Below are 26,091 nucleotides of genomic sequence, written 5' to 3' on the forward strand. Positions count from 1 at the left end.
GTCCGGGCCCTCCTCAACGGTATTCGAGTGTCTTGCGAACCGCAGCGGCAACCTTGACCGGGCTCGGCAGGTAGGCGCCTTCCAGCTCGCGCGCGAAAGGCACCGGCGTATGCGGCGCCGTGACCATCTCGATCGGCGCCTTGAGGCTCGCGAAAGCCTTGTTGGCGACCAATGCGGAAATGTCAGTCGCCAGCGAACAACGCGGCGGGGCCTCGTCGACAATGACGAGACGACCGGTCACCTCGACCGAGTCGAGGATCGCTTCCTCGTCGAGCGGCGAAGTGGTGCGAAGATCGATGACATCACAGCCAATTCCGTTCTGCGCGAGATCGTCGGCAGCGGTTTCGGCGTATCCGACCATCATGCCTGAAGCGACAATGGTCACGTCCTCGCCCGCGCGGGCCAGCCGCGCGTGGCCGAAGGGAATGCAGAAGTCCGGATCGTCGGGCACTTCCCCGCTCATCGCGTAGAGGAACTTGTGCTCGAGGAAGACCACCGGATCGTCGTCGCGGATCGCCTGACGCAGCAGGCCGCAGGCATCGGCAGGGGTTGCCGGCATGACGACCTTGATGCCCGGCATGTTGGTGACGAACTGGCTGATCATCTGGCTGTGCTGGGCAGCGGCATTGTAGCCCGCACCCGCCGGCATGCGGATCACCGCCGGGCAGATCGACTTGCCCCCGAACATGTAGCGGAACTTGGCGATCTGGTTCCACAGCTGGTCCATGCATACGCCGATGAAGTCGGCGAACATGATTTCGGCCACCGGGCGCTTACCCGCCAGCGCGAGACCACCGGCAGCGCCCATGATGGCGCTTTCGGAGATCGGCGTGTCGATGACGCGTTCGGGACCGAAAGCATCGTAGAGGCCCGTCGAGGTCGACCAGATGCCGCCGATAGCCTCGGGGCCACCGGCCGTACCCATGCCGCCGACAACGTCCTCGCCGAGAACGACGACGCGTTCATCGCGCTGCATTTCCTGGAAAATCGTATTGCGAATGGCGTCGCGGTACATCATTTTTGCCATGTCTTCGCTCCCGCCGTTCAGTAGCTGATGTAGACGTTGTCGAGGACGTTCTCGGGCTGAGGACGCGGCGCCTTGCGCGCTTCCTGAACCGCCGTCTCGATGGCATCGAGCGCGTCGGCGTCGATCGTGTCGAGATCCTCGTCGGAAAGCAGCTTGGCGCCGGTCACGCTCTCGCGGAACTTCTTGATGCAGTCGCGCGTGGCGCGCAGCCGGTCGAGCTCACCCTCGCCGCGATAGCGCTGCGGATCGCCCTCGAAGTGGCCGAAGAAGCGCTCGGTATCGAATTCCACCGCCGCCGGGCCATTGCCCGGCGTGCGGACGTAGTCGAGCACTTCGCGCATACAGTCATAGACTGCGAAGAAGTCCGTGCCGTCCGCGCGCCAGACCTTCATGCCGAAGGCTTCGGCGCGGCTGGCGATGTCCTTGCTCGTTCCGACGGCATAGGCGTCGCCGGTGTGCTCGGAATAGTGGTTGTTTTCGAAGACGAAGATCGCCGGGGCCTTGGTGACCGCAGCAAGGTTCATCGCTTCGAAGGTCGTGCCCTGGTTGCAGGCGCCGTCGCCGGAAAAGGCAATGGAGATCGCAAGTTTTCCATCCTCGTCGGGCCCGTCGATCTTGTTGGAAAGCGCCGCGCCCACCGCAATCGGCGCACCGGCACCGACGATGCCGTTCGCGCCGAGCATGCCCTTGTCGAGGTCGGCGATGTGCATCGAGCCACCCTTGCCATTGCAAAGGCCATCCTGGCTGCCCCAGATCTCCTTCATCATCCCGTTCACGTCGCAGCCCTTGGCAAGGCAGTGGCCGTGCCCGCGGTGGGTGGAGACAATCTTGTCGCGCGGGGTCAGGTGCTCGCACACGCCGACGGCAACGGCTTCCTGACCGCAATAGAGGTGCGTGAACCCGGCGATCTCACCGGTCTGGATCTCCTCGTGGAGACGTTCCTCGAATTCGCGGATCAGCTTCATCTGCCGATAGGCGCGGGTCAGCGCCTCGCGGTTCAGCTGCATGGGAGCATCCTCTCTTGGTTCAAGTTTTCTACGGTGTGCGTCATCGTATGTCAGAGGCCAAGCACGGACTTGGCGATGATCGTGCTCTGCACCTCGTTGGTGCCGCCGAAGATCGTCCAGGCCCGGCTGTTGAGATAGCGCGCCGCGGCTATCTGCGCGCCCTTGGAGCCCATCGGCTCCGGAGCGTTCGCACCATAGAGCGGCCGCGTGGTGTCGAGCTGCAAGCCAGCCAGACCGTAGACATCGACGGCCAGCAGGTCGATTTCCTGCCGCAGGTTCGAAGCCAGCAGCTTGGTGAGCGAAGTCTGCGGTCCAGGCTGGCTGCCCTTGGCGATCTCGGAAACGATCTTGAGTTCGATCATGTCCAGCGCATTGACGCCGAGCCGCGCCCTGGCGACACGGCGGCGCCAGTCGCGCTGATCCGCCAGCCTGCCGCCCTTGCCATCGCTCTGTTCATCAGCCGCCGCCTCGATCTGGTCGAGATCGTAGCAGAGCTTGGGCGCATGACACGACCCGCCGCGTTCGTTCTCGAGGAGGAACTTGGCGATGGTCCAGCCCTGCCCTTCTTCGCCGACAAGATTCTCCGCCGGAACGACGACATCTTCGAGGAAGACCTGATTGACCTCGTGATCACCGGCATTGGTCAGGATCGGCCGAACCGACACGCCGGGGGATGAAAGATCGATCAACAGGAAGGAAATGCCCGCCTGCTTTTTCACCTCGGTGTTGGTTCGCACCAGCGTGAACATCATGTTCGCGTGGTGAGCATGGGTCGTCCAGATCTTCGACCCGTTCACCACATACTTGTAGCCATCGAGGACCGCACGGGTCTTGAGGCTGGCAAGGTCCGATCCCGCGCCGGGTTCCGAAAAGCCCTGACACCAGTAGTCTTCACCCGAAAGGATACGCGGCAGATAGACCTGCTTCTGCTCTTCGGTGCCGAAGGTCCAGATGACCGGCGCAAGCAGCTTGAGACCGAGCACTGTCAGGTTCGGCGCACCGGCAGCGGCGCATTCCTTCTCGAACAGGTAGCGTTGCAGCGGGGTCCAGCCGGTGCCGCCGTGCTCTTGCGGCCACTGATAGCCCAGCCAGCCCTTCTCGTGCAGAACCGCGTTCCACGCCTGCCCGATGTCCGGTTCGACGAAGACGGAGGGAGTCGCGGCGGCGCCGTCCTTCACGTCCTGCGGCAGGTGATCGCGCAAAAAGGCGCGAACCTCTTCGCGGAATGCAGCGTCTTCGGGCGAAAGTTCGATATCCATTGTTCTTATCGTTCCAGTATCGTCACCGCCGAGACGCCCGGCGCCCCGTAGACGTGACTGTATGCCGTCTTGGGATTGCCCGGGACCTGACGGTCTCCCCCATCGCCGCGGAGTTGCACGACGTTTTCATAGACCTGGCGCAGACCGGATGCGCCGATCGGCTCGCCGCAGGCCAGGCAGCCGCCATCGGTATTGACCGGCAGCGCGCCACCGATTTCCGTGCGCCCTTCGGCCAGCCACTTCTCCTGATCACCGTGCGCGCAAAAGCCGTTCTCGGCCATGTGCATGACTTCGGCACCGGCCTCGGTATCCTGCAGCTGGGCGACATCGATGTCCCCCGGCCCCATCCCGGCCATGCGGAAAGCATCTGCCGAAGCGATCTGCGAGGCCGTGCCGCGCGGGCCGGTATCGTTCTCGACCACATCGACCGACGGTGCGAAGACCTCGAAACTGTGCGGCGGACGTGTGCGCATGGTCGCGGCCTTGAGACGGACCAGCGGCTTGCCCAGCTCGCGCGCCTTTTTCTCGCTGGCTAGGATCAGCGCCACACCCCCTTCACCGGGCGAACAGAACATGTACTTGCTATAGGGATCGCTGATCATTGGCGCCTCGAGGATTTCCTCAATCGAAACCGGCTGACGGCGCCATGCGTGGGGCGTTTTCGCACCGTTGCGGAATGCCTTTTCGGCGACCCGGCCCAATGTTTCGCGGGAAATCCCGAACATGTGCATATAGCGCATGATCTTGGCCGCGAAGAACTGCGTCGTGACCATGTAGCCGGCATCGCCGTACCAGTCAGGCAGGTTGTACTCCGCGGGTTTGGCATCGAAGGCACCGCGCGGGTGCTTGTCGAAACCGACGGCGAGACCGATGTCGAACTCGCCCGACTTGATCGCCATCTGCGCGCTGAACAGCGCGGAGCCGCCCGCGGCGCAGCCATTGCGGACATTGATAAACTGAACTCCGGTCAGACCGAGACGGTCGACCATGGTATCGGGGTTGCCGGCCGCATCCGAACTGCCGTAGGCGAACTGGACCTGCGGCCATGCGATACCGGCATCGGCCATCGCCGCCCGAGCGGCATGAACACCCTGATCCACGCCCGAAACGCCATCGGTACGGCCAAAGGGATGAATACCGATGCCGACGATGCACACATCGCTCATGCCTTGTCTCCCACAGGTGCATAGGCCGGAATCAACGCACTGCCGGGCGCATCGGGATCGAGCGGCACTGGCTTGAACCGCACCGGCATGCCGATCTTCACGGCATCGAAATCGATGTCGACCAGCCGCGCCTCGACGATCACCTGCCCGGGCAGTTCGACATAGGCGACGATCCAGGGCGCAAAGGCCTCCGGTCCGGCATAGGGCGGGCTCTTGGGACGGAAGCGCTGCACCGTATAGGACCACAGCGTCCCCTCGCTCGCGAGCGGCACGGCTTCGTACTGATTGCCTTCGGGGCAGGGAAAGACGATGCGCCCGGTCTCCCGGTCACGCCCGCCGATCAGCCGTGACGGCGTCTCGTCGGTAAACAGGTTTTCCGCAATCGCGTGCATCTCGCTCCCACTCCGGTTTTCGAGTCCGGTCATGGAAAACCTGTAGGCCCGCAAAGGCCGCCATTGTGACTCATCAAAACGCTAGGGTGTCCATTCGGCTAGGTCGTGCGAGGCAGTTTCCCGGGAGAAACATGCATGGCTGAAATCTGGGATTACATCATCGTCGGCGCCGGATCCGCCGGATGCGTTATGGCCGAGAGGCTCAGCGCGGATGGCCGCTCTCGAGTTCTGGTGCTGGAAGCAGGCGGCGAAAACGACAGCTTCTGGGTTACCTTGCCCAAGGGCGTGGCCAAGCTGGTGCAGAAACCCGAACATATGTGGGCCTACCCTGTCGCCCAGCCGCGCGAGGAAGGCGCGGAAGGCGGCGGCGAAGTGTGGATTCGCGGCAAGGGTCTCGGCGGTTCATCGGCAATCAACGGCATGATCTGGAGCCGCGGCGAACCCGCCGACTACGACGCCTGGGAAAGCGATGCAGGCGCCACGGGCTGGAACGGGGCCAGCATGACCGAGGCTTTTCTGGAACTGGAGGATCATGCCGCCGGGCCTGGCCCCATGCGTGGCAGCGGCGGTCTGGTGCATGTCGATCCGGCCTGTTTCACTTATCCGCTTGCTGAAACGATGATCGAGTCGGGGGAGACGCTCGGGCTGAAGCGCGTCGACGACCTTAATGGCGCCACCGGCCCACGGGTTGGCCTGTTCAGCCACAACATTCGCTGCGGCAAGCGCGAGTCGTCCGCCCGCACGTATCTCGCGCAGGCCCGCAAGCGCCCCAACGTGTCGGTGCGGACCGGCGTGATGGCTGAGAGGATACTGTTCGAGGGGACTCGCGCCATCGGCATCGAGACAACCGTGAACGGAAAGCCGACCCGCTTCGATTGCGCCGGAGAAATCATCGTCTCGGCCGGGGCCATGGAAAGCCCGCTTCTGCTGCAGCGGTCAGGCATCGGCGATAGAGAACGGCTGAAAGCTGCGGGCATCGCGCCGCTCGTCCACTCACCTGATGTCGGCGAGCGCATGATCGAGCACCTGTCGCTATCGATGCCGTTCCGGCTCGAGCAGGGACGCGGCACCAACAAGAGCTTCTTCGGCATTGGCGCCGCGCTCGCCATGCTGCGCTATCTCGTGCGCCACGACGGCATTCTGGCCACCGGCCCCTTCGAAGTCGGCGCCTTCTGCAACGTCGCCCATCCCGACGGCCGCACCGATGCGCAGTTCTATCTTGGCGGCTATACGTTCAAGGTCGGCGACGACAACGATCCGGTCCCGCTCGACAAGATCGATCCCAAGCCGGGCGTGACCATCTACGGCCAGCTCCTGCGCCTCACCAGCGAGAGTGCGGTACGCGCCAGCGGTCCCTCCGGCAGCGACCTGCCCGATATCAGGCACAACTTCCTGACGACCGAACACGATCAGCGTTCTGCCATCGCCCTTGTCCGCAAGATGCGCGCGTTCATGGCCGCGCCGCCGCTGGGCGACATGATCGGCGCGGAACTGGTGCCGGGCGCCCAGGTCGAGAGCGACGAGGATATCCTCGCGATGTTTCGCCGGCTGTCGAGTTGCGGTCTTCACGCGATCCGCTCGTGCCGCATGGGCAGCGACGAAGCGGCGGTCGTCGATCCGCGCCTGCGGGTGAAGGGCGTCACCGGCGTTCGTGTGGCCGACTGCTCGGTGATCCCCGGCCATGTTACCGGCAACACCAATGCTCCGGCCATGGCAGTAGGCCTGCGCGGCGCCAGCATGGTACTGGAAGATCGCGGCTAAGGGCCTGCGTCCCGCCCCGTTACCGCTGCAGCGAGATATAGCCCAACTGCGCTGCCTTGAAGACGGTCTGGCTGCGGTTGACCGCATTGAGCTTGGTCGCGGCATTGTGGATGTGGAAACGCACCGTTGCGCGGCTGCGCGACATGATCATGCTGATTTCCAGATCGGTTTTACCGATGGCCGCCCAGCGCAGACACTCGACCTCGCGCTTGGAAAGCCTCGATTCTGGCGGCAGTGCCTGCACTGAGCCCATCACCTGCACATAAGTGGCGATAAACGTGCGGGCATAGATCCCGAAGGCATCCGAAAGCCGATCGAATTCCTCGGCAAGATCGGTCTTGTTCTTGTCCACCGGATTGAAGCTGACCGCCCCGATCTGACCGAACGGCAGGTGCACCGGCACGGCAATCGCGGCGCGGGTCATGGCCCGCTGCTCGAAGTTGTTGATATCTATGGAATCGAGATAGGCGTTGGGTTCGCGCGTGCGGAAACCCTCCGCATTGGCCCAGAACGGCTGGCTCTCGAACCGGCACGCCGTGGTCAGCGGCGAATCCAGCGCGATGCGCGAATTGCGCCACCACACGCGATCATCGTCGTTCCAGCCGAAGACTTCGGTGGCAAGCATATTGCCTTCCGCGTCCACCGGCGTTCGCTTGTCCGCGATGTCGTGTGCGGGGGCCGCGCGCATGCCATGTTCCTGGGCTATGCGATGCAAGGCCTCTGCAGCAGCGCGAATGCCATCGGGCGATGCGACCCGGACGGCGTCGATGTTTTCTTGTGACAGCAGTTGCATGGGTTCCTCTCCGCCCCACCTTTAGCCTGCCAGACCACCCGGCACAATCGCTGCACCGGCCCGAATCCTGCATTTCGCCCTAGTCTTTTGCGCAGCGGAGGACCGCGCAAGGTGATGATAGACCAATCCCACAGACGGGAGTGGAACGTGAATTTCGATCTCAACGAAGACGAAGAAATGCTCAAGGCTCTGACCGAGCGCTTCGTTACCAACCATTACGATCATGACAGCCGCCGGGCTTTCCTGAACGAGCCGAACGGCTTTTCCGCCACCAACTGGGCGTTGCTCGGAGAGCTGGGCCTGATTGCCGCCCCCTTCCCGGAGGAACTGGGCGGGCTCGGCCTTGATGCCACCGGCATTGCCACCGTGTTCGAAGCGCTGGGCCGCGGACTCGTCGTGGAGCCACTGGCGGAAAACGTCGTTCTGGCCGGACGCCTCTTCGCACAGCATGCGCCCGAGCACCTGATCGGCGAATGGATGGATTCGTTGCTGACCGGCGAAAAACGCCTCTCGCTCGCCCATGCCGAAGCCGAAACCCGCGGTCGCCTGCCCTGGGTGGTAACCAGCGCGCAGATTAACGGCGACGAAGTCGTTCTGTCCGGTACCAAGCCCTACTGCATTGCTAGCGGCGGAGCTGACGGCTTCATCGTGTCAGCCCGGACCTCAGGTGACGCGCAGGACAAAGAGGGCGTAGACTTGTTCCTCGTCCCGGCCGATGCAGCTGGCCTGTCCGCAAACACCTGGCATCTGGCGGACGGCAGTATCGCCACATCCCTGACTCTGAACAAAGTGCGCATTCCTGCCGGCAACCGCCTCGGCGGCGGGATCGAAGCGATCGACGAAGTGGAAGTGCTGGCGGCACTGGCCCGCAGCGCGGAAGCTCTGGGCATCATGGAGCGCCTGTTCAGCGAGACCATCGATTACCTGCGCACCCGCGACCAGTTCGGTGCCCCGCTGGGGTCGTTCCAGGCCATCCAGCACCGCATGGTCACGCAATATGCAGCGATCGAACAGAGCCGCGCCCTTCTAAACCTGGCGCTTGTCAGTTGGGACACCGACCAGTTCGAAAGCGCTGTCTATGGTGCCCGCGCTTATATCGCAGAGCATTCGCTCACGCTCGGGCATGAGATGATCCAGTTCCACGGCGGCATGGGCGTGACCGACGAACTGGCCATCGGCGGCGGGCACAAGCGGCTGCTTGTGCTCTCGCGCTGGCCCGAAAGCCCGCAGGCCGCGCTCGACCGCTACGCCGGCTTGCTCAACTAAGAGTCTCCTCACCCTGCAAAAGGGGCGGCCGGGAAATCCCGACCGCCCCTTCCTTTTATCCTCATGGGAGCGAGGAACTTTGTCAGGCGCTCTCGCGCGCCTTGATCCAGGAAATGCCGCGCCGCAGCAGGTCGTAGAATACCGGCAGGTCCCATGCGCAGCGATCCACCGTCGGCCACCAGTCGAGCATTGGCTGCAGGTCGTAGTGCCCGCGGCAATGGCCGAGCGTGTTGTAGAGCACCGCCCCCTTGCCATGGCGCTTGATGTACATGACCGGGTGCGTGCCTGGCGCGTCCGCGGCTTCCACGAAACCGGTGCCCTCTTCGGTGCATTCGGTTTCCAGCAACACATGCAGGTCGCCGTGACGCTCCATGTGATAGAGTTCGTCGGTCGTCTCGAACGGCTCGATACCCTTGGTCAGTTCGTGATCGGGATCGGCGACCGTGACCGTATAGGGTGCGATCGGCGGATGGGTGAGGAACTGCGTGCCGAGGAGGTCCATAAACAGCGGCGCCCAGCGCGGCGCATCCCACAATCCCTTGTTGGGCCCGTCGTCCAGCATCCGCAGTACCGAATTGGTCCCATGCAAAGCATACCAGCGCCCGCCAGCAGTCAGCCAATCTCGCAGCACCTCCTGTGCCGCCAGCGAAGGCGTGACGTCGCACGTGTAGGTGATGAGGATGTCGGCCTCGCGGATCGCTTCGAGCGTTTCATAATTCTCGAAGACGCGCGTGCGCACGCTCTGGTCTTCGGCCAGCAGCTTGAGCAACTCGAGCCGCGCAAAGTCCATATCGTGCCACACACCACCGCAGACCAGCACGCAGTTGATGCGCGGCGGATGTTCCGGCTCGGCCTTGGGCGGCGGCACTTCGCCGCCGTATGCGCCTTCTCCGCTCATGCCGGCTTGTCCTTGCTGCCCCCCAGTTCACCCTCGATATACTTCATCATGGTGTCCTGGAACTGGCGAATGCGGATTTCCTGGTAGTTGCCGAGGTTCACCTTGCCCGTCTTCGAGGCATGCAGACCGTCCTGCACATAAGGCAGGTTATCCATGTCCTGTTCGAACACGTCGCCAAGTCCGCCCAGTTCGGTGGCCTCGGTCCACTTCTGGTCGAGACGCAGGAACTTGCGCGGCGCGGCACGCGGGATCGGCTCGCCCTTCTTCATACGCGCAAGAATGCGCACTTCCATCACGCAGGTATCGGGCGTGGCGCCCGGCTTCCAGCTATAGACGATGTTCGGCATGAACCCGCCCCAGGGCGCGAAGTTGGGGAACACGTTGTAGACCAGCGCGTCGAGCACTTCGGCGTCGGTCGCATCGGAGTGGTCGTAGCCGGTCTGTTCGGTATAGACCTGCCGCATCCGGTTGCCGAGCGCCTCGCGCGCCTTCTGGCCTTCCGGCACCTCGATCTTCATGGGGTCGCCATCGGGATCGTAGTTGTCCGAGCTGCGACCGTTGTACTTGATGAACTCGTCGACGATCCACTGCTCGCCCTGCCCTTGCTCGATATGCGGGCTCATCACGCCGAAGGGGACGAGATTGACGTTCACATTGTCGCCCCAGGTCCAGTAGGCGGCATTGGAATCGCCGGTGAAGGGCAGCAGCTGCGGGTGGGTCACGATCGTGTGCCAGGCCTCCATGAAGGCCTCCATCGTCACTTTCCAGTTGGCCGGAACTTCCTTGGCGACGTGCATCACCGTCGCGCATTCCTCGTGCCGCCAGCGCTTGAAATGCTCGGGCAGCGGCGCGAGGTATTCCTCGAGGCTCGGCCCACCGCTTTCCTCGCGGATGAAGACGTAACCCGCCCAGCGGCCGACTTCGGCCTGCGGCAGGTCCATCTGGTCCTTCTTCAGGTGCGGGAAGTCCCACTCGCAGGGCATCTTGTTGAAGCTGGCGTCCTTGTTCCACGAGAAGGCGTGGAACGGGCAGGTGAAGGTGTCCGCATGGCCGTCCTCGGTGCGCAGCTTGCGGCCGCGGTGGAGGCAGACATTGTGAAAGGCACGGATAGAACCGTCGTCGTGCCGGCTGAGGATAAAGCTGCGCCCGGCGTTCTCGAAGACGACATAGTCGCCGGGCTCGGGCAGTTCCTCCTCGCGCGCGACGAACTGCCACACGTAGGGCCACATGCGCTCGCGCTCCAGCTTCGCGAATTCCTCGCTCGTGTAGCGCTCGGCGGGGATCGGGGCGGAGCCACGATAAGTGTAGCTCTCGTCACGCAGAAACTGGGGAGGCGGCACGGAGTCGCTCGCCATGAGTTCGGCCCAGCTCACGCCTTCGGAACGGTCCTCGCCCAGCTTCATATCGCCGGTCAGTTCGGGGTCGCGGTCGGCCATTGCTCTACATTCTCCCAAGAATGGATTTTCCCTGTTTGGGCCTTGTCTGCCTGCTGACAAGGCCGGAGTCACCTTGCCGAAATCATAGGTTGCCGGTCGCTGTGGATAGGTCATGTAGGGCAGCAATAGTCAGATGGGAGATTGCCGTGAGTGGACGGCTTGAAGGCAAGGTAGCGCTCATTACCGGGGGAACCTCGGGAATCGGCTCCGGCACTGTGGAGCGCCTGAGCGCGGAAGGCGCCAAAGTTATCTTTACCGGTTCGAACGAAGCCGCAGCGCAAAAAGTCTGCGCCGCGACCGGGGCCGAATTCGTCAAGCACGACGTGACCGATGCCGCTGCATGGGACGGGCTTATCGCCCAAATCCTCGAAAAGCATGGTCGGCTGGACATCGCCTTCGCCAACGCCGGCACCGAAAGCGGCGATGGATCGATCGAGGATATCTCGATCGACGGCTGGAACAACGTCATGAACGTGAACCTCACCGGCGTCATGCTCACCGTGCAGCATGCGATGCGCGCCATGGCGAAGAATTCGGACGGCCCGACCGGATCGATCATCGTCAATTCGTCGATGAATGCGCACCGAGCCATGGGCAACTTTGTGGCTTACTCGGTTTCGAAATCGGCGGTGATCGCGCTGGTCAAGTCTTCGGCAGTCCATGCCGGCAACCAGAAGTACAAGATCCGCATCAACGCGGTACTGCCGGGCGTGGTGGAAACCTCCATGATCCGCAACCTGATCGAGAAATCGGAAGATCCCGCCGCCACCCGCGGCGCTTACGAGGGGCTCTCGCCGATGGGCCGCATGGCCACGGTCGAGGAAGTGGCCGGCATGGTCGCGTGGCTTTCGTCCGACGAGGCGGCGTTCTGCTCCGGCGGAGAATTTACCATGGACGGTGCCAGCACCGCCGGCATGAATGGAGTCTGAGGCCATGACCGATCTGGGTTCAAAGCGTCTGGAGGGGCGCGTCGCCCTCGTCACCGGCGGTCTGCGCGGCATCGGCCTCGCCTGCGTCGAGCGGTTCCTGGCAGAGGGCGCGGAAGTCGTCCTGACCGATCTGGAAGCCGCCGACAGCGAACTGGCGACCTCCACGATGAGCCGCCTCGGACAAGCCGCCAGCTATGTTCAGGCCAACGTCACCAGCGAGGATGATTGGGCGGGCGTGCGCAAGGCTGTCGAGGATCAGCACGGCAAACTGCACATCCTCGTCAACAACGCGGGCATCGACCTGACCGGTCCCGTCGCCGAAACCTCGATGGAGGGCTGGCGCCGGATCATGAGCATCAACGTCGACGGCGTGTTCCTTGGCGTGCGCACGTTCGTTCCGCTGATGGAAAAGAGCGGCGTGGACGTGAAAGGTGGCGCGTCGATCATCAATGTCAGCTCGATCATGGGCCTTGTCGGCATGAGCGAGGTCTCCGGCTACAACGCCAGCAAGGGCGCGGTGCGGCTCTTCACCAAGTCGATCGCGCTCGAATTCGCGGAAAAGAAGATGCCGATCCGCGCCAATTCGCTGCATCCCGGCTTCGTCGTCACTCCGCTGCTCAAGGAAGGCTTCCAGCGCTGGGTCGACAGCGGCGTCGCCGAAAAGGCGCAGGATCTGGTCGACATGGTCGCCGGCAAGACACCGATGGGCCGCCTCGCCGAGCCGTCCGAACTGGCCAGCGCCGTGTTCTTCCTGGCGAGCAGCGACAGCTCCTACATGACCGGCGCCGAACTCGTCATCGATGGCGGCTGGACCGCCCAATAAGCGCACTGGCTCGGCGGGCTGCGACAGGCTCAGCCCGCGCGGAGGCACAGAAAATCACTCTCGATCCCGCTCTGGCTCAGCTTGTCTAAGCCCCCGGCGGCACGAGAACACACGGGAGAGACCAAGACCATGACCATCGCCCTTCCCGACGTCGTTGCCGTCGTCACCGGTGCGGCTGGCGGCATCGGCCGCGAGATCGTAAAGGCCATGAAGGCAGCCGGCGCCACCGTGATCGCCACCGACCTTCAGGACAGCGCCGAAGTCGATGGCGCGGACCACTACCTCAAGCACGATGTCACCAGCGAAGCCGACTGGCGCGCCGTGGAAAGCTATGTGCGCAAAACCCATGGCCGTCTCGATGCCCTGGTAAACAACGCCGGGTTCTCGATCGTCACCAAGTTCGAGGACACGCCGCTATCGGAATTCCACAAGGTCAACGCGGTCAACGTGGATTCGGCGATTATCGGCTGCCAGATCATGCTCGAACTGCTCAAGGCGGGCGGCAAGGCCCGCAAGGCCGGCGCCTCGGTGGTGAACTTCTCGAGCGTGGGCGGCATCAACGGCGCCGCGTTCAACGCCGCCTACTGCACCAGCAAGGCCGCGATTCGCATGTTGAGCAAGTGCCTCGGCGCCGAATTCGCCGCGCTGGGCTACAACATCCGCGTCAATTCGGTGCATCCCGGCGGGATCGAAACGCCGATGCTGAAATCGATCATGCAGCGCTACGTCGATCTGGGTGCCGCGCCCTCGGTCGAAGCCTCGGTTCAGGCCATGAACACTACCCACCCCATCGGCCGCCTCGGCAAGCCGGAGGAAATGGCAGGCGGCGTAGTGTTCCTTGTCAGCGAAGCCTCCAGCTTCATGACCTGCGACGAACTGGTGATGGACGGCGGCTTCACCCAGGTCTGAGAAAAGGAGAGCAACAATGTCTTCACATCACCAATGGGATCTGGAAGCCGACGTCGTCGTGCTGGGATCGGGCGGCGCGGCGCTGACGGCGGCGATTTCCGCGCATGATTTCGGCGCCCAAGAGGTCGTGATACTGGAGCGGTCCGGGATGGTCGGCGGCACCACGGCGATGTCGGGCGGAATGCTCTGGATTCCGGGTAACCACCACCAGCAGGAAGCCGGGATCGAAGAGGACGACGAGGACATCGTCGCCTATCTCGATGCCCTCGCACCGGGCCAGCTCGACCCCGACACGCTTATGGCGTTCATGGAAAACGGGCCCGAGATGCTGCGTCACTTCGCGGAAAAGACCCCTGTCCGCTTCCATGTCTTCACCGATTTTCCCGACTACCAGCCGTACATGCCGGGCGCGAAACCCGACGGCGGCCGTTCGCTCGACAACGAAGCCTTTTCCTTCGAACGGCTCGGGAAATGGGCGAGCCGGGTAAACCCGAGCAAGATGGCCTATCCGCTGCGCGGCAGCCTGATGGAGGCGGTGCAGGGTACGCTCGACGAGGCAGCGCTCGCCGAGCGCGAGGCGAAAGATTACCGGGGGCTGGGTCAGGCCCTGATCGGATCGCTTTATCTGGCAGTGCTCGATCGCGGCATACCGGTCGAATTCGAAAAGCGCGCGCGCAAGCTGATCAAGGACGACGGCGAAGTGATCGGTGTCATCGCCGAGGACGCCAATGGACGCGATTTCCGGGTGCGTGCCCGCCGCGGCGTGGTGATTGCAACGGGCGGTTTCGAATGGAACGAGAAGCTCGTACAAACCTTCCTGCGCGGTCCGCTCACCGGCCCCGTGAGCGTGCCCGAGAACGAGGGCGACGGGCTCCTGATGGCAATCGATGCGGGCGCCCAGTTGGGTAACATGCAGCATGCCTTCTGGATGCAGAGCGTGCTGGAATTCACGCCGCAACACCGCGCCGCCAAGCCGAACTACCTGCTGGGCTCGGACGAGCGCGCCCGTCCCGGCGCTATCCTCGTCAACCGCGCCGGCAAGCGGTTCGTGAACGAGGCCGCCAACTACAATGCTGTTGGCAAGGCGCTCCACGCCTTCGACGCGGGGAGCCACACATACGCCAACCTGCCCTACTGGCTGATCATCGACCAGCGCTACAGGGACAAGTACCCTACATTCAATTCCATGCCGGGCTCGCCCGTCCCTTCCTACATGATGCAGGCCGACACGCTGGAGGAGCTGGCCGACAAGGCGGGGATCGACGCCGCCGGTCTGGTTGCGGCCGTGGCGCGGTTCAACGACATGGTGCGCAAGGGCCACGACGACGACTTCCAGCGCGGCGACAATACCTACGACAACTTCTACATGTGGGGCGATCCCGCATTCGATCCCCCCTATCGCACGCTGGGCATGATCGATCAGGGGCCGTTCTACGCCGTCAAGATGGAGGCCGGTGCGCTCGGCACCGCCGGCGGCCCCCGCACCAACGCCAAGGCGCAGGTCCTCGACTGGGACGATAACCCGATCCTCGGCCTTTACGCAGCAGGCAACGCCATGGCGGCAGTGCTGGGCGAGGCCTACGGCGGCGCCGGCGGGACGCTGGGACCGGGCATGACCTTCGGCTTCATCGCCGGGCGCGACGCGGCGCAGCGCAATGTCGGCGCAAACAGCGCGGCTACGGAAAGCGCCTGACCCCTATCGAGGAGAACGCCATGTCACGGAAACTTCCCGGCGTGCTGGGCGTCCACCACATCGGCGTCTCTGTGCCCGATCTGGAGAAGGCGCGCGAATTCTATCTCGACGTCCTCGGCGCCGTGGAGGAGGTCGCGCCACTGGAATGGGCGGATAATCCTTTCATCGACAAGGTTGTGGGGCTGGAGGACAGTGCTGCCCGCCAGTTCTTCTGCCGGCTTGGGAATCTCCAGATCGAGGTCTTCGAGTACAGCGCTCCGCAGCAGCAGCCACTCGATACCAGGCGCGGCGTGAACGAGTACGGCTACACCCACATTGCCCTGCAAGTGGAGGACATCACCGCCGTCCACGACCGCATCGTCGCCGCCGGTCTCCCCGTTCATACGCCGCCAGAGCTTTCGACCATCACCACCGATACCGATGGCACGAAGCGGGGCTATGCGGGGACCTATTGCCGCGACTTCTTCGGGAACGTGTTCGAGATACTGGAAATTCACCAGACCGACGAGATCCTGCCGATCTGAGGCGGCATGGCCGTCACCCCCGCGCAGGCTGGGTCCGCTAACCGATGTGCCCGGACGCCCGCGATCCCGGCCTGCGCTGGGATGACGATCAGAGAGGCTGGAAAAGGTCGACTTACAGAGACGATCCGCCATCCAGCACAAACTCGGCGCCCGTGGCGAAGGCGCTCTCGTCACTGGCGAGGTAGAGGCACAGCGCCGCCACTTCCTCCGGCTTGCCGATGCGACCGACGGGATGGAGTGCCAGCCACTCCGCGTAGAGCGCGTCGGGGTCTTCGGCCTGCGCCAGCACCTTGTCGAGGATGGGCGTGTGGATCACGCCGGGATGCACAGAATTGCAGCGAATGCCGGTTCCGGCTTTGGCATAATGTAGCGCTACGGACTTGGTCATATGGGTGACGCCCGCCTTGGCCGCATTATAGGCGACCAGGTAATGCTCGGCCCGGATGCTCGCCATCGAGGCGATATTGATCACCGACCCGCCGGTCCTGCGCATCAGCGGTACCGCGTGCTTGCAGCCAAGAAACGGGCCGAGAAGATCGACATCCAGCTCGTGCCGGAATGCGTCGAGCGTTACCTCCTCGACCGATCCATATGTCGTGATCCCTGCGCAATTGACGAGAACGTCCAGTCGGCCATGCCGCGCATCGATCTCTTCGAAGGCGGAAATCCACTGATCTTCCATGGTCACATCAAGGACGACGAAAGCGGCGTTCGGCCCCATTTCCTTGGCCAGGGCTTGGCCGTTGTCAGCATCGATATCGGCCAGAACCACGGCCGCACCTTCTGCCGCAAAGCGCCGCACAATGGCATCTCCAAGCCCCGAGGCGGCACCCGTTACCAGTGCCACCTTGCCTTCGATCCGTCCCGTCATTTCCGTCCTCTCCGCGCTTGGACGCGCCAATTTTGTTTCGGCCGCGAATGAACCCTTTTCGGGCCCGCGTGGACACCTGTGCAAAGTGCCAGCGGCGCTCGATCTGCGCCGTTCCTAGCCTTCCGACAGCAAACGCAATCGAGAGAGGAATTCTGCATGCGCATCATCGTGGCCGGCTCGCTGACTTATGCGGGCGATGAAAGCACCTGCCGAGACATCATAACCGGAGGCGCGGACCACATCGCCTCCAGCCGCGCCGAGAAAGGCTGCGTCGCCTACAACTGGTCCATCGATCCGCTCGAGCCGGGCAAGATCCAGGTTTACGAGGAATGGGAAAGCGAAGAAGATCTGCTCAACCACTTCTGCCACGATTCCTACCTCGCGATGCGCAATCACCTCGAAAACTGGGACCTGACCGGGTTCGGCGTGCTGATCTATTCCGTGGCCGGGGTGGAGCCGGTCTATGGCGACGACGGCTGGCCGCGCCGCGAGGTATTCGGGGTGACGCTCGGCAATTGAGCCTCACCCCGGTAGCAGCTTATTCCGCAGGCGGGATCAGAAAGTCCATCGTGTAGCGCGTGGCCTTCCATCCCGCTTCCGTGAGGATCACGTCGAAGTAGTAGCGGCCGTTCACGACGATGTTGCCGCCCGCCTTGTAGTTGCCCATTCCGATCACATAGGCGCGGATGGACGCCTTGGAGCCCACCGAGCCGCCTTCGTAGGAGGTGATCGCGAAGTTGGTCAGGTAGTGGGCATGGGCGGACATTGCATCGAAGGTGTCCTCGAAGAACTTGCGGATCTCCGCGTGGCCGTTGAGGCTCGGGAACTTGATGCCCGACAGATCGAACACGGCGTCCTCAACGAAGACATCGCAGATGCCGTCGACATCGTGCAGGCTGTCCACCGCGTGCGCATAGGCGATCAGCAGGTCCTGAATGGCAAGGCGGTCCTCGACGGGGCAGGCAACGGTCATTTAGGGTATTCCTCTCTCTTGAAATCGTTGTTGTAAAAAGCGGGCCGGTCACCGCGTCGGCGACCGGCCCCAGGGAGGATTTCTGCGTATCAGCGGCGGCCTTCGAGGTAGTCGTTGATCACTTCGTGGAAGCGGCTGATGCGGGTTTCCTGTTCGGCGAGATAAGCCTGCTCGAAGCCCATCGAACGCAGGCCCTGCTGCTGGGTGACGGCGAGCGAGAGGTCCTGCGCAAGGAAATCGCCCTGTGCGATCTGCTGGCCTTCGGCGCCGAACAGTTCGGTCTGGTGCTCGGCCTCTTCGAGAGGGCGCATGCCGTAGATCGTGGCGACCTCGTCCATGCCCTCGACCTCGGGGACCATGTACCAGTAGTCGAAGGTCGACCAGTTCGGATCATCCGCGTCCGGCTCGGTGCGGAACATGTGCAGGCCTTCGGGCGTGCCGGTCAGTGTCAGGTTCGGAAAGCCGGTGTGGTGGAACTGGTCGGTCAGTTCGTCGTCCGAAAGCTGGGCCATGTAATGATAGCCCCGTTCCGGCCCGAGCTTGCGGCGGGCCTGCTGCAGGGCAAGGCGCGCCTCCTGCGCGCGGCCCTCGAACTCGGCCGGGTCGAGATCCCATTCCTTGAGCACATCGGCCCAGAGCGGCATGACGTTGACCGAGGTCTCATAGCGGCTGGAAGGCTGCAGCTTCTCGATCATGCGGTTGTGCCCGTTCGGGTACATCTCGAAGATCGTCGTCGAATAGTGATCGTCGATCATCGGCTGGAACTGCGGATGCACCGCCGGGATGTGGTAGCTCTCGTTGAAGTTGTCGCTGGCGAACTTCCAGTTGGTGTTCACCCGCAGCGTCAGCCACACGACGCGCTTCCAGTTCGCAAGATCCCGGTTGGCGAGCAGCGACGGGATAGGATCGAGATATTCCATCAGCGGCAGTACGTTGGGATCGAAGCTGTAGAACACGAAACCGCCCCAGGTCTCGCAGGGCAGTTCCTTCATGCGCAGCTTGCCGCAGGGGTTTCCCTGGGGGAAATCCTCCGGGTCCTGCACTTCGTCGAGCGCGCCGTTAATGTTCCACTTCCAGTTGTGGTACGGGCAGGTCAGGTGCTTTGCGACGCCGCCTTCCTCGACATTGACGAGGCGGTTGCCGCGATGGCGGCAGACGTTGAAGAAGGCGCGGACCGAACCGTCTTCCTGACGGATCATGATCACCGATTCATGCTTGAAGTTATGGACGATGAAATCACCCGTTTCTTCCAGCTGACTTTCGCGTCCGCCTACGTGCCACACGCGTTTCCACATGTGTTCCCATTCGCGCTCGGCGAATTCCCTGGAATAATAGCGATCACCGGTGATCGCATCGCCGCGCGCCACCGGGAACTGCGCGTCGGGATGGGTCGGGTACGTATCGGACTTGGTCGGGGTATCGAGGTAACGGGTCGCCATGACTTGGTTCCTTTTCGTCCCGGTCTTCTCCCCGGCGCACCGGGTGGTTGTTGTGTTGTTTTTATCGCTGGTTATTGCGCCTCGGCCGGAAAGCCGGGGCGGATAGGATCGGTCACGCCATCCCAGCCCTAGGCTGCGGCAGCGATGCGTTCGAAGAAGTCGGTCTGCAGCGGGTTGGCCTCGATCAGTTCGACCATGCAGCCGATTGCCGCGCTGGTATCGATGTAGCTGAAGCGATAGCCGCCGAATGTGCCGTCGACAGCGGCAACGAAACCCTCGTCGACGTACCGGGAATAGGTCGCGTCGTAATCGTCGGTGTAGATCGCCAGGTGGTGGAAGCCCCCTTCCCCCTTGGCGATGGTGTCGCGATAGGCGGAAGGTCCATCGCTGTGCTGCTGCACCAGCTCGATCTGCATCCCGCCCGACTGGGCGATGGCGACCGAGAAATCGAGCCCGGACGATGCCTCTCCGCGATAGCTGAATTCCTCTAGAACCACGTGCGGGACGTGCAGGAAAGGCCCGATCCCGGTGGTCCGGGTCCAGTTCGCGCAGGCCGTTTCGATGTCGTCGACCATCATCGCGACCTGCATGAAATGTTTGCCGGGAACACCGGGAGCGGGAACCACGACGCTTACGCCTTGCCGGCCGGTTCGACGCCGGCAACGTAGTCGTTGAGCAGTTCATGGAAGCGCTGGATGCGCTTTTCCTGACCCGGCAGGATACAGCCCTTGAAGCCGCGCGAATTGAGGCCTTGCTGCTGGCTGGTGCCGATCGAAAGGTCCTGATCCGCCACGAAGCCGAGCGACACGCCGTCCCCGTAGACCGAATGGCGCACCACGGCATCATGCTCGAGCGGCTCGTTGCCGATCGGCGTGACCACTTCCTTCATGCCTTCGACCGGCGGATAGAGGCACCAGTGCTGGAAGATGCACTTTTCGGGATCGGTCGGATGCGGTTCGGTGCGCAGCACCTGCAGTTGTTCCGGGCTCATGGTGAGCGTTAAATTGGGAAACAGCGTGCAGTGGAAATAGTCCACGAGCTGCTGGTCGCTCATGTTCTCGTAATTGGTGTAGCCGCGCGACGGGCCAAGACGGCGCTTCGCCTCGATGATCGCGGCGCGCAGATCGCCGGTGTGCCCGTTGTACTCGGCCGGATCGATTTCCCAGGCCCGCGCCACGTCGTCGAGCGGAGCGGGTACCTCGGTGGTGTGGTAGTCGACGCGGGTGGTCGCCTGGTGGCCCTTCATCCACATCGCGTTGTGGCCCGAGGGATACATCTCGAACAGCGTGTCGGGCAAGCCATCGTTGATGAAGGTCGACAGTTCCGGGTGGATCGTCGGGAGGTGATAGCTCTCGTTGAAGTTGTCGCGGATGATCTTCCAGTTGAAGTCCGCATCGCACGAGAGCTTGAGCACGCGCACCCAGTTGTCGACGCCGTAGCCCTTCAGGCGCTCGGGGAACGGGGCGAGCCATTCATGCAGCGGGGCGACGTCATCGTCCATGCACCAGAACACGAAGGGCCCCCAGGTGTCGCAGCGCAGCTCGGACAAGTGCACCTTGCCGCAGGGGCTGCCGCCCTCGAAATCGTCCGGGTCCTGTACCTTGGTGAGCGTCCCGTCGAGGTCGTAGGTCCACGAGTGATAGGCGCAGGTGATCTTCGCGACGCTGGCCTGTTCACCCAGGATCAGGCGGTTGCCGCGGTGCGGGCAGGCATTGTAGAAGGCCTTGATCGAGCCGTCCTCCTGCTTGACCATGATGACGGACTCTTTGCCGAAGTTGTGGCGCACGATGTCGCCCGGTTCCTCGAACTCGGCGATCACCGCACCGAGGTGCCAGACCTTGGGCCACAGGTTCTTGGTCTCGAGGTCCATCCACTCTTTCGAGATGTAACGCTCGGCGGTGATCGGATCGCCACGCACCGGCATGTCGAAATCGGGCGAGTAGCGCGAGGCTGTGCTCTGGACGTTCATGGGGGCTTCCTTTTCAGATCTTGGCTTGGGGGGAGGAGGTACGGGTCTGGCTGAGATCCGCCCCGCCCCGCGCGCCGCGCGGAGCAGAGGGATTGGCTTCGAAGAAATCGAGAGAACCGGGATCGTCCTTGACCCAGTCGGTCACCAGCGTGCGGGCGGAAATGCGCCATTCGCCGTCGCGGCAGGCGTAATCGTCGATATAGCGACCGGCGATGAACAGGTCGCGCACGCCGCCATCCTCGCCTGCCGTGCGGTGCCAGGCCTGGAAGTAGCACTCGCCCTGCCCGACATCTCCGTTCAGGTCGATCTGCACCTGCCCGAGCAGGTGGTGCGTGGCGTCCATCCCGGCGAGCAGATCCTGCGCGAACGTCACGAATTCATCGACACCGCCCTTCATCAGCCCGCAGTCGATCACCGCGTCGGCATGAAAGGCACTGCGCTGCAAATCCGCGTCGAGCCGGTCGAGACCGCGCATATAGCGCTGCACGGCAGCGTTGATGTCCCGGCGCGCGGCAAGGTCGCGGATTTCCGCTTCCAGATCGAATGCGGTTGTCATGACCGTTGCCATGCCCGTCCTCTCCCGTTCATTCTCAGAAGCTGTACCGGAAGTTGACGCCATATTCGCGCGGCGCACCGAGCGAGGCTAGCGTGCCGATCCCGGCCAGACTCAGCTTCTGGTTGAAGTATTTTTCGTTGAACAGATTGCGCGCAAACGCTCCTATTTTCCATCCGGCATCGTCCGGGCCCCAGTTCATGCTGGCATTCACCAGTTCCACCGGACCGACGCGCTCGACCGGAAGGTTGGTGTAGCTGGTGAACTTGGAGCTGGTGTAGCTGTACTGGGCGTTAGTGCTCAGCGTGCCACTGCCCACCGGCTGCTTCCAGTTCACCCCGAACGCGGCATTCCACTTCGGCGAGTTCATAAGGCTGTTGCCGGCATAGGACGCGGGCACAAGACCGCCCGTCGCCGGGTCGAGGACCTGCGTGTCGTATTCCTTGTACTTGGCGTCGAGGTAGGCGAGCGATCCGGTCAGCGTCAGGCCGTAAACAGGAACCGCACTCACTTCGAGTTCGAAGCCCTTGGTCCGGGCACTGCCGGCATTGGCGATCGAGGCCGAATTCGCGCCCGAGGGATAGGTGATGTTCTGGACCACCTGCATGTCGGAGTACCAGTTGTAGAACGCGGCCAGGTTCACGCGCAGGTGACGATCAAGCAGGTCCGCCTTGAAGCCGGCCTCAATGGTATCGAGCGTTTCCGGATTGTAGGGCCCGATGTCCTGCGCAATGGCGATGCGACCGGTAAAACCGCCCGACTTGAAGCCGCGGGCGTAGTAGCCGTAGAGCATCACGTCCGGGTTGATCTTGTAGTCGAGCCCCACTTTCCAGCCCACGTTGTCCCACGACTTCTTGCCGCTGGCGACGATCAGGCTGCCCGGAATGACGGGATCGTTGAAGGTCGACTGACCCGAAGCATTGAAGGTGTTGGCCGTCGTCGAGGTGGCTTCGGTCTTTTCGTGGCTGTAGCGAATGCCCGCCTGCAGGCGCAGGTTATCGGTGATATCCTGATAGAGCTGCGCGAAACCGGAGAGTGACCAGTTGGTCTGCTCCTGCGTCTGCGGCTGGCCGAGTCCCGGAAGGAATCCGTCGAGCTTGCCCTGCTGGTCAAGCGTATAGTGCTGACGGAAATAATAACCGCCCAGAATCAGCCGGGTGGTATCGCTCAGATCGACGAGATCGCGCAGTTCCTGGCTGAACTGGTGATGCTTGATGCGGCGGTGGGTCTGCAGCCACACATTGGTGGTCGCATCATCGTCCGAATAGAGATCGTTGTCGTATTCGCGATAGGCCGTGATCGAGGTGAGATCGCCAATCCCCGTCGTCAGGTTCTGGGTAAAGGTGGCCGCATAGGAATCGCGATCGTTGGCGTCCGGCTGATCGTAGCTGAGCCCGCGCTTGAAATCGAAGGGGTTGTCGGTCTGGCCGGGCACATAGAACAGTTCGCCCGGCCCGGCCACGATAACGCCGGTCTGCGATCCGTTGCGGCTGCGCACGTACTGGCCGATCAGCGTCGCGTCGTAGTCGCCCTGCTCGTACTTCAGGTAACCGCGCAGCGTGGTAATGTTGCGTTCGCCGATACGGCGATTGTCCGCATAGTTACGGAAATAGCCGTCCATCGAATTGTGCAGCATCGAGATCTTGCCCGAAAGGTTATCGGTGATCGGAAAGTTCAGCGCCGCATTGAGTTCGAGGTGGTTGTAGTTGCCGTAGACCGCCTCGAATTCGCCGCCCATCACCCCGGTGGGCTGCTTGGTCACGACATTGATGACGCCGCCGGTGGTATTCGCGCCGAACAGCGTTCCCTGCGGCCCGCGCAGCACTTCCACCCGATCGATATCGAACAGCGAGAGCAGCGCAGCCGTGTTCACACCGACAACCACACCATCAACAACGACCGAAACGGTCGTGCCGACATAAGGGTCGGCGTCGTTCACACCGACGCCGCGGATGGTGAAGACGGCGGAATCGGGCGAGTTCGAAAAGGTATTGATCTGCACATTGGGGATCGAGTTGGACATGTCCGCAATGTTGTTGACCTGCGCTTCCTGAAGCATCTCCCCAGTGACAGCCGTTACCGAGATCGGCACGTCCTGCTGGCTTTGCGCCTGCTTCTGCGCTGTCACGACGATCTCTTTCAGCCCTCCTGTAGCCGAACCCTGCGCGCCCTGTTCCTGCGCAAGCGCAGGTGCGGACACCGCCATGCAGGTGCCGGCAAGCAGGTACGACAGATAGTTCTTCGGCGCGGTCTTCATCCCCAGGCTCTCCCCTCTCCCGATCGTCCGGATCTTGCTGTCCGGCGCGACCTTCTTCTGCCGGTTTCGAATAAACCGACTCATCTGCCGGTTTTTATGCTAGCTTGTGCGCTTCCGGCCCACCTGCGAATTTGGCTAGGTAGTCGCGCAAGCGGCCGAGTAGGATTTGGGAAGCCATGCAAAGCCAGACGACAGCCATTCGGGACCGGGTGCTCAGCGCCCTGCAGCCCGCCCACGAAACCGAACCGCCGGCGAAATGGCAGCAGCGCAAAAGCGCGAAAATGCGCGAAAGGCTGGTCTCGGCCGCGGTCGATTGCCTTGTCGAGAATGGCTATCCCGGCCTGACCACGGCCGCAGTGGCTGCGCGATCGGGCGTTTCACGCGGGGCGATGCACCATCACTTCCAGACGCGCATGGAACTCGTCGCCGCCGTCGTCGACCATGTCGTCTATCACCGCATGCGCACCTTCCTTGCCGACTATTTCGAGGCCGTGGAGCAGCGCAAGGACGAGCCGCTGATCGAACTCGCCTGTGCCGCGCACTGGCGTTCCGTCCAGACCCGCGACTATGCCGCCTGGCTGGAACTGACCGTCGCCGCCCGCACCGACACCGAGCTTGCGGCCATCTTCGATCCCGCCGCCCGCCGCTACGACGAGGTGTGGACCAGCGAGATGATCGAGGCTTTCCCGCAGTGGCAAGACCACTGGGATCTGCTGAAGCTCGCGAACGATTTTACCAGCGCGATCCACATGGGCATGCTGCTGCACGGCCCCATGTTCGGCTCGCCCGAACGCATGGAGCGCCTGCAGCGCTTTGCCGCCCGTACCATGCAGGAGCTTTACGAGAATCGCTGACGCCGGGAGCTCAGGGTTGCTCTCACAAGTGACAGGTAGCCTGCGCCGCCCGCGTCTTTCAGACTTCGCCCCAAGACGAAGATCGAATCCGGCCTGCCGGCACGCGGCGGAGCCACAGGTTCGACGAGAGGACCCTAGAAAGGAATCCCATGGCCAACGTGGCAATCACCGGCGCCGGTCGCGGTATCGCATTGGAACTCGCCAGGCAGCATCTGGCCAAGGGGGACCGCGTCTATGCGCTCGTCCGCAACCCTGCCGGTTCCGAGGCGCTCAATGACCTGGCGGCAGGCTCCGATGGCAAGCTGACGGTCCATACCATGGACGTCGGCAGCGACGAATCCGTGCAGGCCGGGGCAGCCGCGACCGGCGATGGGCCGATCGACCTGCTTTACAACGTGGCAGGTATCGTCGGCGAAATGGCGCCGCAGCTCGACAAGGTGGACTGGAAAGATTTCGACGACGCCATCGAGATCATGCTCAAGGGGCCGCTACGCGTGCTGGCCGCGTTCCTGCCGCGCATGAGCGCGGGCAGCAAGGTAATGAACTTCTCCAGCCAGCTCGCCGCCTCGACCTGGCCCTACGGCGGATTCTATCCCTATGTCGCCACCAAGGCCGGGCTCAACCGCATGATGCGCTCCGTGGCCATCGACCTGAAGGATCGCGGAATCGTCGTCGGGCTGATCCATCCGGGCTACGTCCAGACCGACATGGGCGGCCCCGATGCCGAGATCACGCCGGAAGACAGCGCCAATCAGATCATCGCGCTCGCCGAAGGCTGGAAGCTCGAGGACACCGGCGAGTTCTTCAAGTGGAACGGCGAAAAGCACGACTGGTAAGGAGACGCAGATCATGGCCTTTACCGGACCCGTCGACGACCGCCTCGCGATCCGCGAACTGATGGATACCCACGCCCACGGCGTGATGACCAGGGACCCCGAGCTGTGGGGCTCGATCTGGGCTGAAGATGCCTACTGGGAATTGCCCGAATACCCCGACCTCGGCGGATTCGACGGCAAGGAAACGATCGTCGACGCCTGGACCGAATCCATGAAGCGCTACGGGCTCGAAGAGATGTCGAAGCCGATGATCTACTTCATGCAGCCGGGGGCCATCGAGATCGAGGGCAACCGGGCGAAGACCGTCGCGTACACCATCGAGATCTACGACGATCCCGACACCGGCAAGCGCACGCGCACAACCGGCCGCTACGACGACGAACTGGAAAAGCGTGACGGACAATGGCTCTTCACCCGCCGCGCCTATCGCTCGGTCCTCAACGACTGAAACAGCAC

At 63.0% G+C, this 26,091-nt stretch carries 26 protein-coding genes; 11 read left to right on the top strand and 15 right to left on the bottom strand.

What is annotated here, in order from left to right:
• Positions 1–13 precede the first annotated feature (13 nt).
• The 5 genes from IEX64_RS19215 to IEX64_RS19235 are packed head-to-tail and all read right to left on the bottom strand — an operon-like array spanning position 14 to position 4,884.
• Positions 14–1,027: an alpha-ketoacid dehydrogenase subunit beta gene (locus IEX64_RS19215; RefSeq protein WP_188822286.1), complete on the bottom strand. Its 1,014-nt coding sequence runs from the start codon at positions 1,025–1,027 to the stop codon at positions 14–16.
• Between the two features lie 17 nt (positions 1,028–1,044).
• A complete protein-coding gene (locus IEX64_RS19220; RefSeq protein ID WP_188822288.1) occupies positions 1,045–2,034 on the bottom strand; it encodes a thiamine pyrophosphate-dependent dehydrogenase E1 component subunit alpha in 990 nt (329 codons plus the stop codon).
• Positions 2,035–2,084: 50 nt separating this feature from the next.
• Positions 2,085–3,293, bottom strand: coding sequence for an acyl-CoA dehydrogenase family protein (locus IEX64_RS19225; RefSeq protein ID WP_188822290.1), 1,209 nt, complete (start codon positions 3,291–3,293; stop codon positions 2,085–2,087).
• Positions 3,294–3,298: 5 nt separating this feature from the next.
• Positions 3,299–4,459, bottom strand: a complete 1,161-nt coding sequence (locus IEX64_RS19230; protein WP_188822292.1) for a thiolase family protein — start codon at positions 4,457–4,459, stop codon at positions 3,299–3,301.
• Positions 4,456–4,884 carry a Zn-ribbon domain-containing OB-fold protein gene (locus tag IEX64_RS19235; RefSeq protein ID WP_373290172.1) on the bottom strand — a complete coding sequence of 143 codons (429 nt, stop codon included), beginning with the start codon at positions 4,882–4,884 and terminating at the stop codon, positions 4,456–4,458. The genes IEX64_RS19230 and IEX64_RS19235 overlap by 4 nt, the downstream gene beginning before the upstream one ends.
• A 102-nt stretch (positions 4,885–4,986) precedes the next feature.
• Here IEX64_RS19235 and IEX64_RS19240 point away from each other — a divergent pair, with 102 nt between their 5' ends.
• Entirely contained in the window at positions 4,987–6,612 is a 1,626-nt protein-coding gene (locus tag IEX64_RS19240; protein ID WP_188822294.1) for a GMC family oxidoreductase, read from the top strand.
• 19 nt (positions 6,613–6,631) lie between these two features.
• Here the strand turns inward: IEX64_RS19240 and IEX64_RS19245 are convergent, their stop codons facing one another.
• Positions 6,632–7,405 carry a helix-turn-helix transcriptional regulator gene (locus IEX64_RS19245; protein WP_188822296.1) on the bottom strand — a complete coding sequence of 258 codons (774 nt, stop codon included), beginning with the start codon at positions 7,403–7,405 and terminating at the stop codon, positions 6,632–6,634.
• 147 nt (positions 7,406–7,552) lie between these two features.
• Here IEX64_RS19245 and IEX64_RS19250 point away from each other — a divergent pair, with 147 nt between their 5' ends.
• Positions 7,553–8,671, top strand: coding sequence for an acyl-CoA dehydrogenase family protein (locus tag IEX64_RS19250; RefSeq protein WP_188822298.1), 1,119 nt, complete (start codon positions 7,553–7,555; stop codon positions 8,669–8,671).
• A gap of 82 nt (positions 8,672–8,753) precedes the next feature.
• Here IEX64_RS19250 and IEX64_RS19255 read toward each other — a convergent pair whose 3' ends face one another.
• Together IEX64_RS19255 and IEX64_RS19260 are read right to left on the bottom strand one after the other, a co-directional pair.
• Complete coding sequence (locus IEX64_RS19255) at positions 8,754–9,569, bottom strand: ThuA domain-containing protein (protein ID WP_188822301.1); 816 nt, start codon at positions 9,567–9,569, stop codon at positions 8,754–8,756.
• On the bottom strand, positions 9,566–11,005 hold the full coding sequence (locus IEX64_RS19260) for an aromatic ring-hydroxylating oxygenase subunit alpha (RefSeq protein ID WP_188822303.1): 1,440 nt from the start codon (positions 11,003–11,005) through the stop codon (positions 9,566–9,568). Before IEX64_RS19260 ends, IEX64_RS19255 begins: the two co-directional genes overlap by 4 nt.
• A 146-nt stretch (positions 11,006–11,151) precedes the next feature.
• On the opposite strand from IEX64_RS19260, the gene IEX64_RS19265 reads away from it, so the two are divergent.
• The 5 genes from IEX64_RS19265 (at position 11,152) to IEX64_RS19285 (ending at position 15,883) form a co-directional block, all read left to right on the top strand.
• Positions 11,152–11,934: an SDR family NAD(P)-dependent oxidoreductase gene (locus IEX64_RS19265; protein WP_229710584.1), complete on the top strand. Its 783-nt coding sequence runs from the start codon at positions 11,152–11,154 to the stop codon at positions 11,932–11,934.
• A 4-nt stretch (positions 11,935–11,938) separates the two neighbouring features.
• Positions 11,939–12,757: an SDR family NAD(P)-dependent oxidoreductase gene (locus tag IEX64_RS19270; protein WP_188822307.1), complete on the top strand. Its 819-nt coding sequence runs from the start codon at positions 11,939–11,941 to the stop codon at positions 12,755–12,757.
• Positions 12,758–12,886: 129 nt separating this feature from the next.
• Complete coding sequence (locus tag IEX64_RS19275) at positions 12,887–13,666, top strand: SDR family oxidoreductase (protein WP_188822309.1); 780 nt, start codon at positions 12,887–12,889, stop codon at positions 13,664–13,666.
• A gap of 16 nt (positions 13,667–13,682) precedes the next feature.
• Positions 13,683–15,359, top strand: coding sequence for an FAD-dependent oxidoreductase (locus IEX64_RS19280; RefSeq protein ID WP_188822312.1), 1,677 nt, complete (start codon positions 13,683–13,685; stop codon positions 15,357–15,359).
• Positions 15,360–15,379: 20 nt separating this feature from the next.
• Positions 15,380–15,883, top strand: coding sequence for a VOC family protein (locus tag IEX64_RS19285; RefSeq protein ID WP_188822315.1), 504 nt, complete (start codon positions 15,380–15,382; stop codon positions 15,881–15,883).
• A gap of 112 nt (positions 15,884–15,995) precedes the next feature.
• Here IEX64_RS19285 and IEX64_RS19290 read toward each other — a convergent pair whose 3' ends face one another.
• Entirely contained in the window at positions 15,996–16,754 is a 759-nt protein-coding gene (locus IEX64_RS19290) for a glucose 1-dehydrogenase (RefSeq protein ID WP_188822317.1), read from the bottom strand.
• A 156-nt stretch (positions 16,755–16,910) separates the two neighbouring features.
• On the opposite strand from IEX64_RS19290, the gene IEX64_RS19295 reads away from it, so the two are divergent.
• Positions 16,911–17,273 carry a putative quinol monooxygenase gene (locus IEX64_RS19295; protein WP_188822319.1) on the top strand — a complete coding sequence of 121 codons (363 nt, stop codon included), beginning with the start codon at positions 16,911–16,913 and terminating at the stop codon, positions 17,271–17,273.
• A gap of 19 nt (positions 17,274–17,292) precedes the next feature.
• Here IEX64_RS19295 and IEX64_RS19300 read toward each other — a convergent pair whose 3' ends face one another.
• The 6 genes from IEX64_RS19300 to IEX64_RS19325 form a co-directional block, all read right to left on the bottom strand.
• Positions 17,293–17,727, bottom strand: a complete 435-nt coding sequence (locus tag IEX64_RS19300; protein WP_188822321.1) for a nuclear transport factor 2 family protein — start codon at positions 17,725–17,727, stop codon at positions 17,293–17,295.
• Positions 17,728–17,816: 89 nt separating this feature from the next.
• A complete protein-coding gene (locus IEX64_RS19305) occupies positions 17,817–19,166 on the bottom strand; it encodes an aromatic ring-hydroxylating oxygenase subunit alpha (protein WP_188822324.1) in 1,350 nt (449 codons plus the stop codon).
• A 128-nt stretch (positions 19,167–19,294) separates the two neighbouring features.
• The gene (locus tag IEX64_RS19310; protein ID WP_188822325.1) at positions 19,295–19,756 is read right to left on the bottom strand and encodes a VOC family protein; all 462 of its coding nucleotides are present in this window, start codon (positions 19,754–19,756) and stop codon (positions 19,295–19,297) included.
• A 41-nt stretch (positions 19,757–19,797) separates the two neighbouring features.
• Complete coding sequence (locus IEX64_RS19315; protein WP_188822327.1) at positions 19,798–21,135, bottom strand: aromatic ring-hydroxylating oxygenase subunit alpha; 1,338 nt, start codon at positions 21,133–21,135, stop codon at positions 19,798–19,800.
• A 13-nt stretch (positions 21,136–21,148) separates the two neighbouring features.
• Positions 21,149–21,703 carry a nuclear transport factor 2 family protein gene (locus IEX64_RS19320; RefSeq protein ID WP_188822329.1) on the bottom strand — a complete coding sequence of 185 codons (555 nt, stop codon included), beginning with the start codon at positions 21,701–21,703 and terminating at the stop codon, positions 21,149–21,151.
• Positions 21,704–21,725: 22 nt separating this feature from the next.
• The gene (locus IEX64_RS19325) at positions 21,726–23,945 is read right to left on the bottom strand and encodes a TonB-dependent receptor (RefSeq protein ID WP_188822331.1); all 2,220 of its coding nucleotides are present in this window, start codon (positions 23,943–23,945) and stop codon (positions 21,726–21,728) included.
• 176 nt (positions 23,946–24,121) lie between these two features.
• Between IEX64_RS19325 and IEX64_RS19330 the strand changes: the two genes are divergently transcribed.
• From IEX64_RS19330 to IEX64_RS19340, 3 genes are all read left to right on the top strand, one after another.
• On the top strand, positions 24,122–24,799 hold the full coding sequence (locus tag IEX64_RS19330) for a TetR/AcrR family transcriptional regulator (protein WP_188822333.1): 678 nt from the start codon (positions 24,122–24,124) through the stop codon (positions 24,797–24,799).
• Positions 24,800–24,948: 149 nt separating this feature from the next.
• Positions 24,949–25,635 (top strand): SDR family NAD(P)-dependent oxidoreductase, encoded by a 687-nt coding sequence (locus IEX64_RS19335; protein ID WP_188822335.1) that lies wholly within the window; start codon positions 24,949–24,951, stop codon positions 25,633–25,635.
• Positions 25,636–25,648: 13 nt separating this feature from the next.
• Positions 25,649–26,083: a nuclear transport factor 2 family protein gene (locus tag IEX64_RS19340; RefSeq protein WP_188822338.1), complete on the top strand. Its 435-nt coding sequence runs from the start codon at positions 25,649–25,651 to the stop codon at positions 26,081–26,083.
• The last annotated feature ends 8 nt before the right edge of the window (positions 26,084–26,091 follow it).

The sequence above is a fragment of the Novosphingobium indicum genome, from assembly GCF_014645195.1.
In the GTDB taxonomy this organism is placed as follows: Bacteria; Pseudomonadota; Alphaproteobacteria; order Sphingomonadales; family Sphingomonadaceae; genus Novosphingobium; species Novosphingobium indicum.

Coding starts and splice junctions, on each gene's coding strand:
- IEX64_RS19315 (WP_188822327.1), bottom strand. CDS start 21,135: ATGAACGTCCAGAGCACAGCCTCGCGCTACTCGCCCGATTTCGACATG.
- IEX64_RS19275 (WP_188822309.1), top strand. CDS start 12,887: ATGACCATCGCCCTTCCCGACGTCGTTGCCGTCGTCACCGGTGCGGCT.
- IEX64_RS19295 (WP_188822319.1), top strand. CDS start 16,911: ATGCGCATCATCGTGGCCGGCTCGCTGACTTATGCGGGCGATGAAAGC.
- IEX64_RS19280 (WP_188822312.1), top strand. CDS start 13,683: ATGTCTTCACATCACCAATGGGATCTGGAAGCCGACGTCGTCGTGCTG.
- IEX64_RS19335 (WP_188822335.1), top strand. CDS start 24,949: ATGGCCAACGTGGCAATCACCGGCGCCGGTCGCGGTATCGCATTGGAA.
- IEX64_RS19305 (WP_188822324.1), bottom strand. CDS start 19,166: ATGGCGACCCGTTACCTCGATACCCCGACCAAGTCCGATACGTACCCG.
- IEX64_RS19260 (WP_188822303.1), bottom strand. CDS start 11,005: ATGGCCGACCGCGACCCCGAACTGACCGGCGATATGAAGCTGGGCGAG.
- IEX64_RS19240 (WP_188822294.1), top strand. CDS start 4,987: ATGGCTGAAATCTGGGATTACATCATCGTCGGCGCCGGATCCGCCGGA.
- IEX64_RS19330 (WP_188822333.1), top strand. CDS start 24,122: ATGCAAAGCCAGACGACAGCCATTCGGGACCGGGTGCTCAGCGCCCTG.
- IEX64_RS19230 (WP_188822292.1), bottom strand. CDS start 4,459: ATGAGCGATGTGTGCATCGTCGGCATCGGTATTCATCCCTTTGGCCGT.
- IEX64_RS19215 (WP_188822286.1), bottom strand. CDS start 1,027: ATGGCAAAAATGATGTACCGCGACGCCATTCGCAATACGATTTTCCAG.
- IEX64_RS19325 (WP_188822331.1), bottom strand. CDS start 23,945: ATGAAGACCGCGCCGAAGAACTATCTGTCGTACCTGCTTGCCGGCACC.
- IEX64_RS19225 (WP_188822290.1), bottom strand. CDS start 3,293: ATGGATATCGAACTTTCGCCCGAAGACGCTGCATTCCGCGAAGAGGTT.
- IEX64_RS19320 (WP_188822329.1), bottom strand. CDS start 21,703: ATGGCAACGGTCATGACAACCGCATTCGATCTGGAAGCGGAAATCCGC.
- IEX64_RS19220 (WP_188822288.1), bottom strand. CDS start 2,034: ATGCAGCTGAACCGCGAGGCGCTGACCCGCGCCTATCGGCAGATGAAG.
- IEX64_RS19255 (WP_188822301.1), bottom strand. CDS start 9,569: ATGAGCGGAGAAGGCGCATACGGCGGCGAAGTGCCGCCGCCCAAGGCC.
- IEX64_RS19285 (WP_188822315.1), top strand. CDS start 15,380: ATGTCACGGAAACTTCCCGGCGTGCTGGGCGTCCACCACATCGGCGTC.
- IEX64_RS19270 (WP_188822307.1), top strand. CDS start 11,939: ATGACCGATCTGGGTTCAAAGCGTCTGGAGGGGCGCGTCGCCCTCGTC.
- IEX64_RS19300 (WP_188822321.1), bottom strand. CDS start 17,727: ATGACCGTTGCCTGCCCCGTCGAGGACCGCCTTGCCATTCAGGACCTG.
- IEX64_RS19340 (WP_188822338.1), top strand. CDS start 25,649: ATGGCCTTTACCGGACCCGTCGACGACCGCCTCGCGATCCGCGAACTG.
- IEX64_RS19310 (WP_188822325.1), bottom strand. CDS start 19,756: ATGCAGGTCGCGATGATGGTCGACGACATCGAAACGGCCTGCGCGAAC.
- IEX64_RS19235 (WP_373290172.1), bottom strand. CDS start 4,884: ATGACCGGACTCGAAAACCGGAGTGGGAGCGAGATGCACGCGATTGCG.
- IEX64_RS19290 (WP_188822317.1), bottom strand. CDS start 16,754: ATGACGGGACGGATCGAAGGCAAGGTGGCACTGGTAACGGGTGCCGCC.
- IEX64_RS19245 (WP_188822296.1), bottom strand. CDS start 7,405: ATGCAACTGCTGTCACAAGAAAACATCGACGCCGTCCGGGTCGCATCG.